At 68.2% G+C, this 15,971-nt stretch carries 17 protein-coding genes; 3 read left to right on the top strand and 14 right to left on the bottom strand.

The genetic code is table 11. The features are described from left to right. Both VB737_RS10395 and VB737_RS10390 read left to right on the top strand, forming a co-directional pair. The coding region (locus VB737_RS10395; protein ID WP_500312772.1) for a DUF4129 domain-containing protein at positions 1 to 292 on the top strand (292 nt) is incomplete at its 5' end. A gap of 10 nt (positions 293 to 302) precedes the next feature. After that, positions 303 to 1,130: a pentapeptide repeat-containing protein gene (locus VB737_RS10390; protein WP_500312770.1), complete on the top strand. Its 828-nt coding sequence runs from the start codon at positions 303 to 305 to the stop codon at positions 1,128 to 1,130. 11 nt (positions 1,131 to 1,141) lie between these two features. On the opposite strand, the gene VB737_RS10385 is transcribed toward VB737_RS10390, so the two are convergent. From VB737_RS10385 to VB737_RS10360, 6 genes are all read right to left on the bottom strand, one after another. Next, the gene (locus VB737_RS10385) at positions 1,142 to 3,694 is read right to left on the bottom strand and encodes a type II secretion system protein GspD (protein ID WP_500312769.1); all 2,553 of its coding nucleotides are present in this window, start codon (positions 3,692 to 3,694) and stop codon (positions 1,142 to 1,144) included. 71 nt (positions 3,695 to 3,765) lie between these two features. Next, a complete protein-coding gene (locus tag VB737_RS10380; protein ID WP_500312768.1) occupies positions 3,766 to 4,563 on the bottom strand; it encodes a hypothetical protein in 798 nt (265 codons plus the stop codon). Further along, positions 4,560 to 5,282, bottom strand: coding sequence for a PilN domain-containing protein (locus tag VB737_RS10375; RefSeq protein ID WP_500312766.1), 723 nt, complete (start codon positions 5,280 to 5,282; stop codon positions 4,560 to 4,562). Before VB737_RS10375 ends, VB737_RS10380 begins: the two co-directional genes overlap by 4 nt. Beyond that, entirely contained in the window at positions 5,279 to 6,157 is an 879-nt protein-coding gene (locus VB737_RS10370; RefSeq protein ID WP_500312764.1) for a type IV pilus biogenesis protein PilM, read from the bottom strand. The genes VB737_RS10375 and VB737_RS10370 overlap by 4 nt, the downstream gene beginning before the upstream one ends. Before the next feature lie 57 nt (positions 6,158 to 6,214). After that, entirely contained in the window at positions 6,215 to 7,402 is a 1,188-nt protein-coding gene (locus VB737_RS10365; RefSeq protein WP_500312762.1) for a quinone-dependent dihydroorotate dehydrogenase, read from the bottom strand. A 10-nt stretch (positions 7,403 to 7,412) separates the two neighbouring features. After that, positions 7,413 to 8,165 (bottom strand): ribonuclease H family protein, encoded by a 753-nt coding sequence (locus VB737_RS10360; protein ID WP_500312760.1) that lies wholly within the window; start codon positions 8,163 to 8,165, stop codon positions 7,413 to 7,415. A 73-nt stretch (positions 8,166 to 8,238) separates the two neighbouring features. Between VB737_RS10360 and VB737_RS10355 the strand changes: the two genes are divergently transcribed. Beyond that, positions 8,239 to 8,979 (top strand): DUF3747 domain-containing protein, encoded by a 741-nt coding sequence (locus VB737_RS10355; RefSeq protein WP_500312758.1) that lies wholly within the window; start codon positions 8,239 to 8,241, stop codon positions 8,977 to 8,979. Positions 8,980 to 9,302: 323 nt separating this feature from the next. Here VB737_RS10355 and rplL read toward each other — a convergent pair whose 3' ends face one another. From rplL to VB737_RS10315, 8 genes are all read right to left on the bottom strand, one after another. Further along, positions 9,303 to 9,689, bottom strand: coding sequence for a 50S ribosomal protein L7/L12 (gene rplL, locus VB737_RS10350; RefSeq protein ID WP_323243375.1), 387 nt, complete (start codon positions 9,687 to 9,689; stop codon positions 9,303 to 9,305). Positions 9,690 to 9,751: 62 nt separating this feature from the next. Beyond that, a complete protein-coding gene (gene rplJ / locus VB737_RS10345) occupies positions 9,752 to 10,279 on the bottom strand; it encodes a 50S ribosomal protein L10 (protein WP_500312757.1) in 528 nt (175 codons plus the stop codon). A 260-nt stretch (positions 10,280 to 10,539) separates the two neighbouring features. Next, the gene (locus tag VB737_RS10340; protein ID WP_500312755.1) at positions 10,540 to 11,202 is read right to left on the bottom strand and encodes a GDSL-type esterase/lipase family protein; all 663 of its coding nucleotides are present in this window, start codon (positions 11,200 to 11,202) and stop codon (positions 10,540 to 10,542) included. Between the two features lie 9 nt (positions 11,203 to 11,211). Beyond that, on the bottom strand, positions 11,212 to 11,919 hold the full coding sequence (gene rplA / locus VB737_RS10335) for a 50S ribosomal protein L1 (protein ID WP_500312753.1): 708 nt from the start codon (positions 11,917 to 11,919) through the stop codon (positions 11,212 to 11,214). Positions 11,920 to 12,007: 88 nt separating this feature from the next. After that, a complete protein-coding gene (rplK, locus tag VB737_RS10330) occupies positions 12,008 to 12,433 on the bottom strand; it encodes a 50S ribosomal protein L11 (protein ID WP_323243371.1) in 426 nt (141 codons plus the stop codon). Between the two features lie 211 nt (positions 12,434 to 12,644). Then, positions 12,645 to 13,259, bottom strand: coding sequence for a transcription termination/antitermination protein NusG (gene nusG / locus VB737_RS10325; RefSeq protein WP_500312775.1), 615 nt, complete (start codon positions 13,257 to 13,259; stop codon positions 12,645 to 12,647). Between the two features lie 95 nt (positions 13,260 to 13,354). Continuing rightward, positions 13,355 to 13,564, bottom strand: coding sequence for a preprotein translocase subunit SecE (gene secE, locus VB737_RS10320; protein WP_500312774.1), 210 nt, complete (start codon positions 13,562 to 13,564; stop codon positions 13,355 to 13,357). A 133-nt stretch (positions 13,565 to 13,697) separates the two neighbouring features. Next, the coding region (locus VB737_RS10315) for an ATP-dependent Clp protease ATP-binding subunit (RefSeq protein ID WP_500312750.1) at positions 13,698 to 15,971 on the bottom strand (2,274 nt) is incomplete at its 5' end.

Here is a 15,971-nt window from a genome sequence, read left to right as displayed (position 1 = left end):
CGGCGATCCCCTGCGGCTGGAGCTGGAGCGCACCCTGCGGGCCTTCGCCCGGCAGGGGATCGCACCGGCTGCGGGAGAAACCCTGGGCGGCTTCGCCCGGCGCCTGGGCCAGCGCTGGCCGTCCCTGGCCGATCCCCTGGAGGCCTTTGTGGCCAACTACCAGCAGCAGCGCTTCGCCGCCGCCCCCAGCCGGGCGGGACGACGAACGGCCCATCGTCTGGGACGGGTGCTGCGCCGTTCCCTGCGGACCGGCAACAGGCCGGCGGAGGCGGTACAACGGGACCACCCCTGAACAGGCGGCCATGACACGTCCCCAAGGGTTCGCCCGCATCGCCGTGACGGGGCTGCTGTTCACCGGCCCGGCGCTGCTGGCCCTGCTGCAGGCCGGTCCGGCGCGGGCGGGTAGCGAGGCCGATCTGATGCGGCTGCTCAACCAGCGCGACTGCCCCCGCTGCAAGCTGCAGGATGCCGACCTGGTGCACGCCGACCTGCGCGACGCCGACCTGCGCAGCGCCAAGCTGCAGCGCGCCAACCTGGGCCAGGCCCGGCTGGATGGGGCCAACCTCAAGGGGGCCGACCTGCGCTTCACCAGCCTGCAGGGTGCCTCCCTGCGGGGTGCCGATCTGCGCGGGGCGAATCTGGAGGGCACCGACCTGCGCCAGAGCGATCTCAGCGGCGCCCAGATCGACCCCGGCGGACTGGCCCGCAGCCACTGGCAGGACGCCCGGGGCGTGGCCCCCACGGTGCTGAGCTACCCCGAGCTGCACAACGCCGGGGTCACCGCCGCCCTGGAGGGGCGCCACCCCCAGGCGGAGCAGCTGTTCTCCGAGGCGATCCGGCTGCAACCGGACGCGGCGATCAGCTGGGTGGCCCGGGGCCTCAGCCGCACCGAACAGGGCAAGACCGAACTAGCGGCCGCCGACCTGAACTACGCCGCCGTCCTCTACGGCCAGGCCGGCGAGGAGGCCCATGCGAGGCAGCTCACCGAGGTGGCCAGCGGGCTGATGAAGCCCGGCAGGAAGCGCAATGAAGGCAGCGGCATGGGCGGTCAGGTGCTCTCCGGAGCCGCCGGATTCGCTCAGTCTGTGCTTCCGCTTGCAATGAAATTCCTGCTCCCCTTGGCCTTCTGATTAAGGGCTCATCAAGGGCTGGCAGCGCCTCCAAGAAAGGAGCGTGAGGCCGGCGTCGAGGGCTGGAAGCCGTAGCCATAGGTACCACCCTCGGTGTCATTGATAATGCGTGGCGTCACCATGATGACGAGTTCACGTTTCTCTCGCAGGTTGCCGGAGGCGCGGAAGAACTGGCCGATGATTGGCAGATCTCCCAAGATCGGCCACTTGGAAACCTCGGCACGATCAAAGTCAGAGATCACGCCGGTGAGTATCAGGGTCTGGCCATCGCGCACACGCAAAGCACCGGTATCAAGGCGACGCACGCTGAGAATATCGATAGGTCCGCATCCAGGGATTTGCTGAGTGTCCGTAGTGGCTGAAAGACTAGGGGAGAGTGAAAAGGTAACAAATCCGTTATCGTCTATTTTCTCGACTCGAGCTCCAAGCACCAATCCTGCCGTGGAAAGTGTGGGCGTGCAGGTAATGACATTACTAGTCCCACCACTGCTAGCCGACGCACTTGTCGCAAAATCGGTAATCACATTGGTACCGACACGGACTACAGCCTCATTTGCTCGGCGCCGGCCAATCGGAGAATCAATCGTATATTGATCAAGTGCTCCCGGGGTTTCAGTTTCGTTGTCGCTTGAGCTAGATCCTCCAGCACCCATCTCACGCAAGAAAGAAGGATTTTCCTGCAATATAAGAGTTGGGCTGGCGATAAGCTTGGTATTCCGTGAAACAATCTGTGCCCGAACAAAGTCATAAAAGCTATCAGTGGGATAATTGAGGCCGGGGTTAGGCCTTCTTGACCCCTGGAAATCAGAAGAGGACGAATTAAAAAAGTTTGAATTCTGCTGAAGGCTAACATTTCTCCCAAGAGAGCTTGACAAAACATTTTCAATTCGAGTCGTCAGGTCTGAACCCGAGCGATTGATGTCAGTATTAATCTGCCTAAGGACACCAGTAGGCAAGAGTTCAAAACCAGTCTCTCGAATAAGATTCGAATTTACTACGGAAAGCTGGCCTAAAGTAAGGTTGCTTGTATCAGTGGAATTCAGACTTAGCTGACCAAGAGACGAAGAGTTGGAGGAACTCGATCTGGAAATAGACTCAATTCCTGAAGGGTTGAGGCTTGAAAAGTCATTAGCAGTGGGCGGCAAGTTTCGGCCAAAGGCTCCCAATAACTCGCCTCGATCGTTAACAATAAAGTTGTTACCCCAACGGAAAGCGAAGCTATTGTCAATCTGAAAGTCATTCTCGAGATTCACATCCAGAATTTGCACCGCAAGTGCTACCTGCCGCTGGCGCAGGTCGAGTTGCTTGAGATACTGCTCAGCGATGGACACCAAGCGCGGAGCCCCCACCAGGGTGATGGTGGAGAGACGGGTGTCGGTGGTGGCCTGCAGGCCAACCAGCGGACCGGTTGCGGATCCATAAGACTCCACACTGGTGATTGTGCTGGACGTTGTGGTGGAGGACGTAGGGCTGCCGACAGGAGCTGCCGTGGCTGCCACTCCCTCAGAGACGGCCGTGGAGATGGTGTTGGTCTTGGTGACCTGGGCCCCCAGGTTGGCCAGATAGTCGGCGGCCGAGTTCGCTGGCACCTGGTTCAACCGGTACACCTTCGAGAGCTGGGCGCCGAAGCTCTTGGACAGAACTCTGGGGCCAGCGAAGATCGTGTTGCCGTCGCGCTTGCCCTGCAGTCCCGCCGCCAGAAGCGCCGAGTTGATCGCCCGGCCGTAGTTCTCGCGGCGGAAGGAGATCGAGATGGGCCGCATGTCCGCGGGCGTGCCGGCGGCCGTCGGCGCCGGAGTGGAGGAACCTGCCGGGGGGGTATCGCCCACGTAGACGAACCCGTAGCCACCGAGCTGGCTCAGCGCCATCAGCACGTCCTTCGCGGGGGCGTTGCGGAGCGTCATCGTCACCGGCGGCCCGCTGACATTGACGTAGCTGGGATTGCTGATGGTCATGGTCCCCACGGCCATGTCGCCCAGCGGCGGCGCCACCGCACGCGGCTGCAGGGGCGGGACGAAGCCGGGCTGGGGGACCCGTCCTGGTGTTGTGACGTTGGGCGTCAGGGTCTGGAGGGTGTTCAGCGCCGGGGCGTTGAACGTCAGGATCAGGCTGCGGCCGTCGGCGCTCACCACGGGCCGGCCGACCGGGAATCCGGGGGTGGGGGACACCCTGAGCTCGAAGAGGTTGCCCGAGCCCTCGAAGCTGATGCTCTGCAGCCCGGCCTCGGGGAGGGAGAGCTGCACCGGGCCGCGACGCAGGGTCATCGGCTGGGCGGTCTGCAACCGACCCATCCAGACGGCACCCTGGGTGGTCTGCTGGAGGACGGGTGAAGGGCCGGTCCCCTCGATCATCACCTCAACGGAATCCGGCAGACGCCTGAGCTTGATGTCGAGGGTGCCGCTCGCCTGGGCGATGTCGGACCGCCGGGTGCCCGACCCCTCGCCTGCCGGGGATGGGGTGATGGCGGCCTGCGCGCTGGTCGCACCCGTACCCTGCAGGATCACCACGCCGAGAGAAGCAGAAAGAACGCGCCGCCACTGACGTTTTGCCACGTTCTGTTGCACTCCGAATCGGCTGAATGGTATCGGCGATTATGCGAAACGGCCAGTTGCCGGATCCGGTTGGATGGGCATGGTCAGTTGGAAGGGGCGGGGGGAGCTGGGGTCGGCGCTGCGGGGGCCGGGGCTGCTCCGGCAGGAGGGGCGACCGGGGCCGGGGTGCGGCTGTAGAGACCAAGGGTGAGCTTCATCAACACCGAAGGGTTGGGAGTGAGGTTGGGCAGCCTGATGCCAGTTGGTTCGGGCTCTGGGGTCGTGAGACTCAGGTCGCTCTGGACCACCAGCACGTTGAGGGCCTCCAGCCGCCTGAGGAAGGAGAGCAGGGATGGGAAGGTCCCCCTGGCCGACACCAGCAAGGTGCGCAGGGTGAGCCCCTGCAGGGCCAGGAGGTCGGCAGGGGTGGCGCCCGGAGCCGGAGCACCTGCCGCGGGCGGAGCCGCCCCGGCAGGTGGAGCGGCGGGGGCCGCAGGGGTGGCTCCGGGTGGCGTACCGGCGGCAGCGGGAGCCTGGGTGGGCTCGAACAGGGTCAGCTCCACACCCGAAGCGGCGGCCTCCCGGTCGAGCATGGCCAGGAAGGTGGAGAGGTCGCCGTTGCCCGTGATCAGCCGCTCGATCTTGGCCTTGCTGGCCATGGCGGCCTCGGTGTTCTCCTGGGTGGTGACCAGCTGGCCCCGCATCAGCGTCACCTGGTCCCGCAGTTGCTCCAGCTCCTGGAGGCGCTGGCTGTCGCGCTGCAGGCCGGCCCAGAGGGGCACCATGCCCGCCAGGATCACCACTAGCCCGAGCCCCCCCAGCACACCCGCCGGCAGCAGCAGCCAGATCAGTCGCAGGCTGGCAACCGGAAGCCGCCTGGAGCCCTGCTGAAGGTTGGTCATGGGATAAGGCCCTCCGCCTGGAGAAGTTGCAGCCGGCGCACCATGCCCTCCGATCCCAGCTGGCGCATGACGCCCAGCTGGCGGGCGGGGGGCAGGGTCGCAAACGGGCCCGACAGTTCGAAGCGGACCGTCGCGGGTGCGGGCGTGGGGACGGCGGCTCCGGTCTGCCCGGCCTGCGCAGCGCTGGGCGGAACCCGCTCCAGCTTGACGAGCGCCACCCCCTTGCCCTGCAGCAGGGGGGAACGGGACAGCTCCAGTTGCAGGGCATTGATCCGGGCGAAGGCGAGCGGATCGAGGGCCTGCCCCTTCAGCACCAGGTTGGTGCCCTCCGCCTCGGCGGTCTGGATCTGGATGCCCTCGGGGGTGCGCAGTTGAAGGTCGGCCAGGAGCGCCGAGGAGGTGCGCAGGGTGGTGAGGCCTTCGGTGAGGCTGCGGTTGGTGGCCGCGAGCTGGTCGAGCTTCGCCCGGCTGGCCGCCATCTCCGCCTGCAGCTGGGTGGACTCAGCTTCGAACCGGGTGAGCTGGGCCGTCTGCATCCGCACGTACTGAAAGCGGAGGAACACCAGGGCCGTGGCCAGGACGGATCCGCCCAGGACGATCGCCCCGATCAGGGCACCGCGCAGCAGCAGGGGGCGTCGATCGAGCAGGGCCGAAACCATGCTCTCCTGGCCGAGTTCCTTGCGCCGCTCCCGAAGCAGATCGAGGATTGGTGGGCTCATCGGACCGACTCCACCATCGCCAGGCCCTGGAGCACCAGGGAGCCGAAGGGCTCAGGGGTAAGGATCTCGGCCCGCACGCCCAGGGCGTCCTGGAGGCTGTCCTGGCTGGGGAGAGGCGCGCTGAGCAACAGCCGGAGCCGACGGATGGAGGGTGCACGCCGACGGTAGAAGGTCACGCAGCGGTTCACCTCCCTGACCAGGGCCTCGTCGTCCTGGGGGAGCGGCCAGTCGAAGACCGGCTCCGTCCGACTCAGAAGCAGCAGCTGGGCACCGGCCGGCAGCGGGTGGATCAGGACGGTCAGTTCATCCGCCGGTGCCGCTTCCAGCAGGGAGGTGACCGCCGCCAGACGGCAGGACTGGGCCGGCGCCAGCCGCTCCAGTTGCACGCCGGCCAGGTTGAAGACATCGATCCAGTCGTCCACCAGCTTGCGGGGGGCCACCGCCATCAGCAGCCGGGGGGTGGATCCCGCCAGGGGCCGCAGATCGATCGTGGCCTCCGACAGGGGAAACGCGAGGTTCAGGGGCGGATCGATGGTGCGCAGGGCCGCGATGGGGTCGTCGGGGATGGCCTCGAAGGGCCAGTCGATGACGCGCCATTGCGCCGCCCCCTCGGGCAGGGACGCCAGCACGACGGCATCGAGCAGGCCGTCTCGCACCAGAAGATCACCGATCAGGTCACCGAGGGGCTCCTTCTCCAGGGGCTGGCCATCCAGGCAGGTGAGGGGCGGCAGGGGCAGATCGATGCTCACGGCTTCCGGACCCGATCCCCTGAGCACCTGGCCCTTCAGGGAATCGTCCTGGAGTTCCAGCAGCAACTGACGCGGGAACAGCTGCGCGCGGATGGGCCTCAGACGATCCTCCAGATCATCCTTCAAGCCGATCAGGCCAGAAAAAACCAAGGCTCCGATCCGGTGCCTGCGAAAGTTACCGAATCAAGGGCGCCAAGGCATCACCGAACCCACAACTTCCGAAAGCGTCCGGCATCCATGGGCATCCAGCTGTCGCGACAATCCTTCCAGAATCGTGGGCACAAGTGCGGGGCCTTCGTAAATCCAACCGGTGTAGATCTGGATCAGGGACGCTCCGGCGCTGATCCGCTCCCAGGCGGCCTCCGCCGAATCGATGCCCCCCACACCGATCAGGGGCAGGGCCGGACCGGCGGTCGCCCGCAGCCGCCGCAGCACCTCGACCGCCCGCCGCCGCAGGGGCCGGCCGCTGAGCCCTCCGGTCTCCTCGGCCAGGGTGCGGCCCGTGGCCACCAGCCGGCGCCCGTCGAGTCCGAGCCGGTGAACCGAGGTGTTGACGGCGATCACACCGGCGAGCCCCTCCTCGTAGGCCAGCCGGGCGATCGTGTCGATGGCGTCGTCCTCCAGGTCGGGGGCGATCTTGACCAGCAGGGGCGGGCAGGCCGGCAGGCGCCGCAGCCGCTCCACCAGTCGGCGGAGCTGGGCCTCCTCCTGCAGGTCCCGCAGCCCCGGGGTGTTGGGGGAGCTGACGTTGACCACCGCGTAGTCGGCCAGGGGGGCCAGGAGCTCCAGGGAGGCCGCGTAATCGTCCGGGGCCATCTCCAGAGACACCGCCTTCGATTTGCCGAGGTTGATGCCGAGCACCGCGGGCCGCTGCCCGGGGGGTGGCAGGAGCTGGCGTTCCAGCGTCCGGCGCACGGCCCTGGCCCCGTCGTTGTTGAAGCCCATGCGGTTGAGCGCCGCCCGTTCCTCGGCCAGCCGGAACAGCCGCGGCCGGGGATTGCCCGGCTGGGGCTGCCAGGTGATGGTGCCCAGTTCGGCGAAACCGAAGCCGAACCGGTGCCAGATGGCGGCCGCCACCCCGTTCTTGTCGAAGCCCGCCGCCAGCCCCACCGGATTGGCGAAGCGACAGCCGAACAGGGTCTGCTCCAGCCGGGGGTCCCGCCGCTGCAGCTCCGCCCCGAGGCCCTCCAGGCTGCCGCTCACCAGGGGCCAGCGGCGGCGCAGGGCCGCCTGGCCCAGGGCCAGGAGGGTGAGGCGGCTCAGCTGCTCGGCATCGGCGCCGTCATCCCGACGCAGCAGGGGCTCGACGAACCGGGCGTAGAGGGCGCCGGTTCCCACCTGTCCGCCGCTGGTCGATGGCTCCTGCGGCATCCCTGTCTCCTCACTGCGGCCTGTCCAATCCTCCCGCGCCACGCTCCAGGCGCCAGCTTCCGTTGCCCAGGGGCCTGACAAGCCAGTCGCGCCAGAGCCAGGGCTCTCCTTTCCCCTCGAGACGGGCCGTGGGCACCTCGAGCAGCCTGGCGAGCTCCACGGTCCGCAGGCTGTAGCCGCCCGCCGCCAGCCGGTCGGCCAGCTCCAGGCGGGTGAGCAGCTGCTGGAGCGACGCTGGCGCTGGATCGAGGGCGTCGGCCGCCGCCAGGGGATCGGCCACCTCCTGGGTTTCGATCGCCAGCGCCGGGGACTGGCCCCGGGAGAAGGCGACCGCGATCGCATCGCAGCGGTCGTTGTCCGGATCCCCGCTGTGGCCGCGCACGTGGCGCAGGGCCAGCCCCGGCAGCCGGGCGGCATCCAGCTGCTCCCAGAGATCACGGTTGAGCACCGCCCCGCCGGAGGCGGTGCGCCATCCCTTGCGCTTCCAGCCGGCCATCCACTTCTCGAAGCCGTCGATCAGGTAGCGGCTGTCGGTGCGCAGCACCAGATCGGGATGGCGCGGCAGCTCCCGCAGTGCCCCCAGCACCGCCAGGGCGGCGGTCAGCTCCATGCGGTTGTTGGTGGTCGCCGCATCCGCCCCCCCCAGCTCCCGACGGGAGCCGTCCTCGAAGCGCAGCAGGGCGCCCCAGCCACCCGGACCCGGGTTGCCGCTGCAGGCCCCGTCACAGGCGGCGGCCACTACCCGCACCGGTCGATCACCCATGGAGTCGTCTTGACAGGATCGCTTGAATGGGGCCCTCTCTCCCGGAGAACGCCCGGGCCCTGGAGGTGTTCCCATGCAGCGAACCTACCTGGCCCTGGCGGGCCTGGTCCTGGCCGGAGCCGGCCTGCCGATGGTCCAGCCCCGGCTGGCCATGGCCGTCGGCCTGTTCCAGAGCGCCGACGTCGACACCGAGCGCTTCGCGGTGCTGGCGCGGCCGGTTGGCGACAACGACTGGACCCTGCTGGTGCTGGAGCAGCTGACGCCCCAACCCGCCTGCTGGCAGGCCCGCCCGGACGGCCTGGTGGATCCGACCCTGAACCGGTTCGACTACACCGGCATCTGCAGCCGCTATCTGGACAGCAACGGCTACTCCCTGCGGGTCGCCGAACAGGACCTGGGCACCACCTACCGGCTGCGGGTGCAGCAGGTGGGATCCCGCCTGGAGCTCCAGGCCCTCTCGCCCGCCACCTCGGCCATTCTGGTGGTGGGCAGGGCCGACATTCCCCTGCGGGACCGCGACGGCTTCGTGGCCCTCAAGCTTGAGTCGGGCTGGGATCTGAAGCGGCGCACCTACGGCGAACGGGCCCTGAGCCATCTGTACTTCGCCAGCCCCACCCCCCTCGACCAACTCATCGCCAGTGCCGGCGGCGCGCCCACCTGGCGCCGTCCCCTCGGCCCCGGCCGGGCCCAGCCACCGGCCCTGTCCGCCACTGAGCAAGGCGAGGGCAGCATGACGATGGGCAACTCCGGCCGGGCCGTCGCCCTCCAGGTGATCCCCTACAGCGGCAGCAGCAGCGACGGCGAGGGGCTCTGAGCTTCTGGCCCTGTCTGGGCTGTGGCCAGTTGAATCTCCGGTCCTCCCAGCCGCCATCCCCCATCCCACCCTCTTAATCTGATGCCGTGAGGAGTGAAGGACGCTCTTCCAGGGTCGAAACGAGGACAGACTCCCGGAATCGTTCCATCTCCAGAGCCCTGCCTTCGGCGGGGCTCTTTTTTATGTTTTGAATCCATCGATGGTTCCGGCAGGGGCGCGGTCCACGCCACGCAACAAGGCCATCCACCATCAAAAAGCCGGCCCCGAAGGACCGGCTGGGAAAGACGGAGGGTTGCCGGGCCTGGAGGCCCGACGAGGGCGGGTCACTTGATGGAGACCTTGCCACCCACTTCTTCGATGCTCTTCTTGAGAGCTTCGGCATCGGCCTTGGAGATGCCTTCCTTGACGGCCTTGGGAGCGGCTTCGACAAGGGCCTTGGCTTCGCCCAGGCCGAGGCCGGTGGCCTCGCGGACGGCCTTGAGCACCTTGATCTTGGCGGCCGGATCGAAGCCATCGAGGATGACGTCGAATTCGGTCTGCTCCTCGACGGCCTCGGCGGCAGCGCCGGGGGCGGCGGCGGCCATGACGACGCCGGCGGAAGCGGCGGCGGACACGCCGAAGGCCTCTTCGATCTGCTTGACGAGCTCGGAAGCCTCAAGCAGGGAGAGGGTTTTCAGTTGTTCGAGAATCTGGTCGGTGGTAGCGGACATGGGGGGGAATCAGCAACAGAACGGGAGGATCGGTGGAACCCAGGGGTTCGCGGGGTGCGAACTCAGCCTTCGCCGGATTCGGCGTACTGCTTGAGCGCCCTGGCGAGACCGGACGGAACCTCGTTGATGCCCACAGCCAGCTTGGTGGCCAGGCCATTGATCGCACCGGCGATCTGGGCCATGAGCACCTCCTTGGAGGGCAGATCCCCGATGGCCTTGATGTCGTCGGCGGAGAGGAGCTTGCCTTCGAAAAGGCCTCCCTTCACTTCCGACTTCTTGCTGTCCTTCTGGAAGGACTGCAGGGCCTTCACCGCACCGCCGACATCGCCCTTGACCAGGACGAAGGCGTTGGTGCCGGTGAGCAGGGAATCGAGATCCGACCAGGCGCTGTCACCATCGATGGCACGGCGCATCAAGGTGTTTTTGGTCACCTTGCACACACCGTTGCTGGCCTGCAGACGGGTCCGCAGATCAGTCATCTCCTTGATGGTCAGGCCCTTGTAATCAAGGACCAGCGCCATTTCGGCTTCACCGAGGAGCCCCTTGAGCTCTTCGACGATCTGTTGCTTGTTCTCCAGCGTGCGGCCCATAGGAGGTGGATCGGATCGGGGGAACAAGCAGGGAACGCGGTCCGGACGGCCTCCCCTCGCGGGGTGGCTTCGAGGCCGCTCATCGCTCCGCTCCGATCTGTTGGACTCCGTTGGAGACCCCAGCCCAGGCAAAAACCAATCGCGTGAACCTCGGCAGGACTTACGGCAGTGAACGACCGACCGGAATCGGCGACCCTGACGACCTGCTGTCTTGGGTGGGGCGCGTGCCCTTCTGGACGAATCCAGTTCTTGAACCTACATCACGGCAGGCCCAGCTCCCGCAGTCGTGCCACCCAGCGGGCATAGCCGGCGGCATTGAGATGGACGCCATCCACCGTGTAGGCCCGCCTGAGGCCATCGCCATCCGCCATCACCGGGGTCAGATCGACGAAATCACGGGGAGGCGTCCGGCGGGCGAGCCGCTCATTGAGCTCGGCCACCCGGCGCACGCCATCGGCACCGCAGCGGAAGCGGGCGCAGGGAATCGTGGACTGGATGATCACCCGCGCCCCGGTGCCGATCTGGAGCCCGGTGCGCAGCCACTGGATCCGGGCGGCGATCCGGCCGGGGTCGTAGCCCCAGACGATGTCGTTGATCCCCACCATCACCAGGTAAGTGCCGGCACCGGTCCGGCGGATCTCCGGCAGGCGGGCCATCAACTGGAAGCTGGTGTCACCGCTGATGCCCTGGTTGAACACCACCCGATCCGGGAAGGCGGCCTGCCAGTCGCCCTGGGCCGTGAGCGAATCACCCACGAAGGTGACCGGAGCCGTGGTCGGCGCTCCGCGCCGGGTGGTGGCGTCCGCAATCTGCGCTGTCTTGGGGGTGGAATGGGACCTGGAGAACAGGCCCCACCCCAGCGTCAGCAGCGTGAGCGGCACCGCCACCCAGCCACCGATCCGCACCCAGGACGACGCAGGCACGGCGGGCGCTCAGCTCTCCTGCTTGATGTCCTGGAGAGCGGCGAAGTCGACCTGCACCGAGGGTCCCATGGTGGAGGTGACGTACAGGCTCCTCCAGTAGCGGCCCTTGGCACCGCTGGGCTTGTTGCGGTCGATGGTTTCCTGCAGGGCCTTGAGGTTCTCCAGCAGCTTGGCGGTGGGGAAGCTGGCCTTGCCGAACCGCACATGGACGATGCCGGCCCGATCGGCCCGGAACTCCAGTTTGCCGGCCTTGAACTCACTGATGGCGCCGCCCAGATCGGTGGTGACCGTGCCGGCCTTGGGGTTCGGCATCAGGCCGCGGGGACCGAGCACCCGGCCGAGCTTGGCCACCTTCGGCATCATGTCGGGGGTGGCGATCAGCAGATCGAAGTCGATCGCGCCACCGGCGATCTGGTCGACCAGCTCATCATCGCCGGCCAGGTCGGCACCGGCGGCCTTGGCCTCGGCCACCTTCTCGCCCCGGGCGATCACGGCGATGCGGATGGTCTGGCCGGTGCCGTGGGGCAGGGCCACGGTGGTGCGCAGTTGCTGGTCGGTGTACTTGGGGTCGATGCCCAGGCGCACGTGGGCTTCGATCGTCTCGTCGAACTTGGCGGTGGCGGTGTCCTTGACCAGCTCGAGGGCCTCGAGCGGTTCGTAGGAGCGGTCCTCAACCTTGGCGGCGAGGGCGGTGAAGCGTTTGGAGACTTTTGTCATGACGGTAAGGGGTGCGGACGACCGTGATCGGTCTCCCCCAGAGAGGTGAGCGGAGAGGTGGGCGAGGTGGAACGATGACCGCTGGCGGTCAGTCCTTGACGGCAACGCCCATGTTGCGGGCGGTGCCTTCGATGATCCGCATGGCCGATTCAACGTTGGTGCAGTTGAGGTCGGGCAGCTTGGTCTTGGCGATCTCCTCGAGCTGGGCACGGCTGATGGCACCCACCGCGCCCTTGGCGGACGTGGCGGCACCCTTGTCGATGCCGGCGGCCTTGGAGATCAGCACCGAGGCGGGCGGGGTCTTGGTGATGAAGGTGAAGCTGCGGTCTTCGAAGACCGAGATCTCCACCGGGATCACGTACCCGGCCTTCTCCTGGGTGCGGGCGTTGTACTCCTTGCAGAACGCCATGATGTTGACCCCGTGCTGACCGAGGGCAGGGCCCACCGGTGGTGCGGGGTTCGCTTTGCCGGCCTGGAGGGCCAGCTTGATCACAGCTACGACTTTCTTGGCCATCGGCTGGGCTGGGGGACGAAACTCCCTTGCGGGAGTGCGGGACGAAACTCCCTTGCGGGAGTGCGGGACGAAACTCCCTTGCGGGAGTGCGGGACGAAACTCCCTCGCGGGAGGCTTGCGGATCGCCGGGGCGGTGGCCGGCCCGGCGGGATGGCGGCCCTCGTGGGGACCACCCGGGGCCGCCCTCCGCAGGGAGGCGGCCGCCGCTCGATCAGCTCTGTTTGCTGATCTGGGAGAACTCGAGCTCCACCGGGGTCTCCCTGCCGAAGATCGACAGGAGGGCCTTCAGCTTGCTGCGCTCGCCGGAGACCTCGATCACCTCGCCCTGGAAGTCCTTGAACGGACCGGCCGTGACGAGAATCTGATCGCCCTCGGTGAGGTCGACCTTGAGGACGGGCTTCTTCTCGGCGGCACGCTTGAAGATGCGGTCGACCTCCTGGCGGCTGAGGGGCCGCGGCCGGATGTGGCCGCGGGCCTTGCCGGTGGCGCGGCGCTCCTCCTGGCCCACGAAGTTGATGACGTTGGGGGTGCTGCGCACCGCCATCATCGTGTCCTCGTCGAGAACCATGCGCACCAGCACGTAGCCGGGGAACACCTTCTCCTCGATCGACTGGCGGCTGCCGTCCTTCTTCAGCTTCACCCCGGGGGTCTGGGGGATCTCGATCTCCAGGATCCGGTTGCTCACCCCCAGGGTGACGGCCCGCTGCTCCAGGGTGGCCTTCACCTTCTTCTCGCAGCTGGAGGCCACCTGGACCGCGAACCAACGGGCCACCTGGGGCTTGGCGGCTTCGGCCGCCTCGGCACCGCCCTCGGCGGCGGGGTCCATTCCCTCCACGGCGGGGTCGGTGCCCTCGGCGGGGAGCTCCAGCACCTCGGGGGCGTCCGGTTCGATCTCAGGCACGGCAGACAGGGGAAGGGTCATCAACGGAAGATCTGGGTCGATCCCCAGTTGTAGAAGCGGTCGATGGCGGCGATCGCCGCGGCCGACAGGCTCACCATCAGGATCACCGCCACCGACTCACTGAACAGCTGCTGACGGCTTGGCCAGACGACCTTGCGCAGCTCCGCGAGGGTGAGCGCCACGAAACCGGTGGGCTCCTTCTCCTCGGAGGGGAAGCCGTCCGGACCCACGTCGGGTTCGGAGGTGCCGTTCCCGCGGGCCAGGGGCCCGTCGGGACTGCTCGTGGTGGTGGTGACGGGGGGAATGGGTTCCACGGTGTGGATTCCGATGGCTGCCCTGGTGTCGGCAGACATCGACAAACGATCACCCTACCGGACGTCCTTCCCCGGCGTCCCCCAGAGGGACGAAGCGGAAGCCCGCCTCCCCGGAGCCGGCGAGCTCCAGCCGCACCCCCCGGGCCGCCGTGAAGTGATCCTCCAGCAGCTCGGTGGCCAGGGGGTTCTCGATGCGACGCCGCAGCACCCGGCGCAGGGGCCGGGCCCCGTACTCCGGCTCGTAGCCCTGGGCGGCCAGGGCCACCACCACGGCCCCGTCGACCTCCAGCTCCAGATGCTGCTCCCGCAGCAGCAGGGCCAGCTCCGCCAGCTGCAGCCGCACGATCCGCTCGAGATCGGCCCGGGCCAGGGGGCGGAAGCGGATCACCTCATCAATGCGGTTGAGGAACTCCGGCCGGAACTGGCGCGCAAGGGCCTCCTCCACCGCCAGGTCGAGGCTCCGGTCCCGGGCCTGCTCCCCCGCATCAGGGCGGGGGCCCTCCTGTTCGCCCGAGGAGGGGGCGGAGCGGGCCCGCTCGAGGATGGCGCGGCTGGCCAGGTTGCTGGTCATGATCACCACCGTGTGGCGGAAGTCGACCGTGCGGCCCTGGGAATCGGTGAGGCGGCCGTCATCGAGCACCTGCAGCAGCAGGTTGAAGACATCGGGGTGGGCCTTCTCCACCTCATCAAGCAGCAGCACCGCGTAGGGACGGCGGCGCACGGCCTCGGTGAGCTGGCCGCCCTCCTCGTAGCCCACATAGCCGGGGGGGGCCCCCACCAGGCGGGCGACGGCGTTGCGCTCCATGAATTCGCTCATGTCGAGCCGCACCAGGGCCTCCTCCTCATCGAAGAGGGCCGCCGCCAGGGCCTTGGCCAGTTCCGTCTTGCCCACCCCCGTGGGCCCCAGGAACAGGAACGACCCCACCGGCCGGGTGGGGGCCTGCATGCCGGCGCGGGAGCGGCGGATCGAGGCCGCCACCGCCGCCACCGCCTCGGGCTGGCCGATCACCCGCTCGCCGAGCCGCTGCTCCAGCTCCAGCAGCTTCTGGCGTTCGCCCGCCAGCAGCCGCTGGATGGGGATGCCGGTCGAGCGGGCCACCACATCGGCGATGTCCCCCTCCTCCACCTGCTCCCGCAGCATCGGATCGCTCTGCAGTTCCGCCTCCAGGGCCGCCCGGCGCTGCTGCACCCCGTGCAGCTGGTCGTACTGGAGCCGGGCCGCCTCCTCCAGGTCCCCGTCCCGTTCGGCCTCGGCGATGGCATGGCGCAGGTCCTCGTCCTGCTGCAGCAGCTCACGCAGTTCGGCCAGGCGCTCCCGTTCCCCCGCCCAGCGCCGCTGCAGGCGGTCGAGCTGCTCGTGGGCGAGGCGCCGCTGCTCCTGCAGCTGCACGCGCTCCTCCAAGGGCGCCGCCTCGGCGGCCAGCAGCGCCAGTTCCACCCGCCGCAGTTCCGCCTCAGCCGCCTCCACCACCTGGGGCTTGGAGGTGGCCTCCATGCGCAGGTTGGCGGCGGCCTCATCGATCAGGTCGATGGCCGAATCCGGCAGGCAGCGGTCGCTGATGTAGCGGGAGGCCAGCCGGGAGGCCGCCACCAGGGCCCCATCGGTGATGGTGACGCCGTGGTGGAGCTCGTAGCGCTCCTTCAGGCCCCGCAGGATCTCGAGGCAGGTGGGGCCATCGGGTTCGCGGATCACCACCTGCTGGAAGCGTCGCTCCAGGGCCGGGTCCTTCTCGATGCTGCGCCGGTAGTCCTCGGGGGTGGTGGCGCCGATGCAGCGCAGGTCGCCGCGAGCCAGCACGGGCTTGAGGATGCTGGCCGCATCGGCGCCGGAGCGGTCGGAGCCCACCACCGTGTGCAGTTCGTCGATGAACAGCACCACGCCGCCGGCCCGGCCGCCTTCCCCGTCGTTGTCGCGCACCCCGTCGTTGTCGCGGACCTCGGCCAGCACGCTGCGCAGGCGCTCCTCGAACTGGCCGCGGAACTTGGCCCCGGCGATCAGGGCCCCCAGGTCGAGGGCCACCAGCCGCAGCCCCCTCAGGGCATCGGGCACCTCACCGGCCACGATGCGCTGGGCCAGGGATTCGGCCACGGCCGTCTTGCCGACACCGGGCTCACCGATCAGCACCGGGTTGTTCTTGCTGCGCCGGGAGAGCACCTGGATCAGCCGGCGGATCTCGGTGTCGCGCCCCACCACCGGATCGAGTTCGCCGGCCCGGGCGGCGGCGGTGAGGTCGCGGCCGTAGCGGTCGAGGGCGCCGGGTTCGGGCTCGCCCTCCCGCTGCAGGGCCATGGTGGGCTCCGGTGCCGACGGGGACCGCAGGGG

The sequence above is a fragment of the Synechococcus sp. BA-120 BA3 genome (assembly GCF_034931285.1).
Taxonomy (GTDB): Bacteria; Cyanobacteriota; Cyanobacteriia; order PCC-6307; family Cyanobiaceae; genus Cyanobium.
Note: the sequence above shows the minus strand (reverse complement) of the source record. Positions and strands in the feature narration are given on the sequence as shown.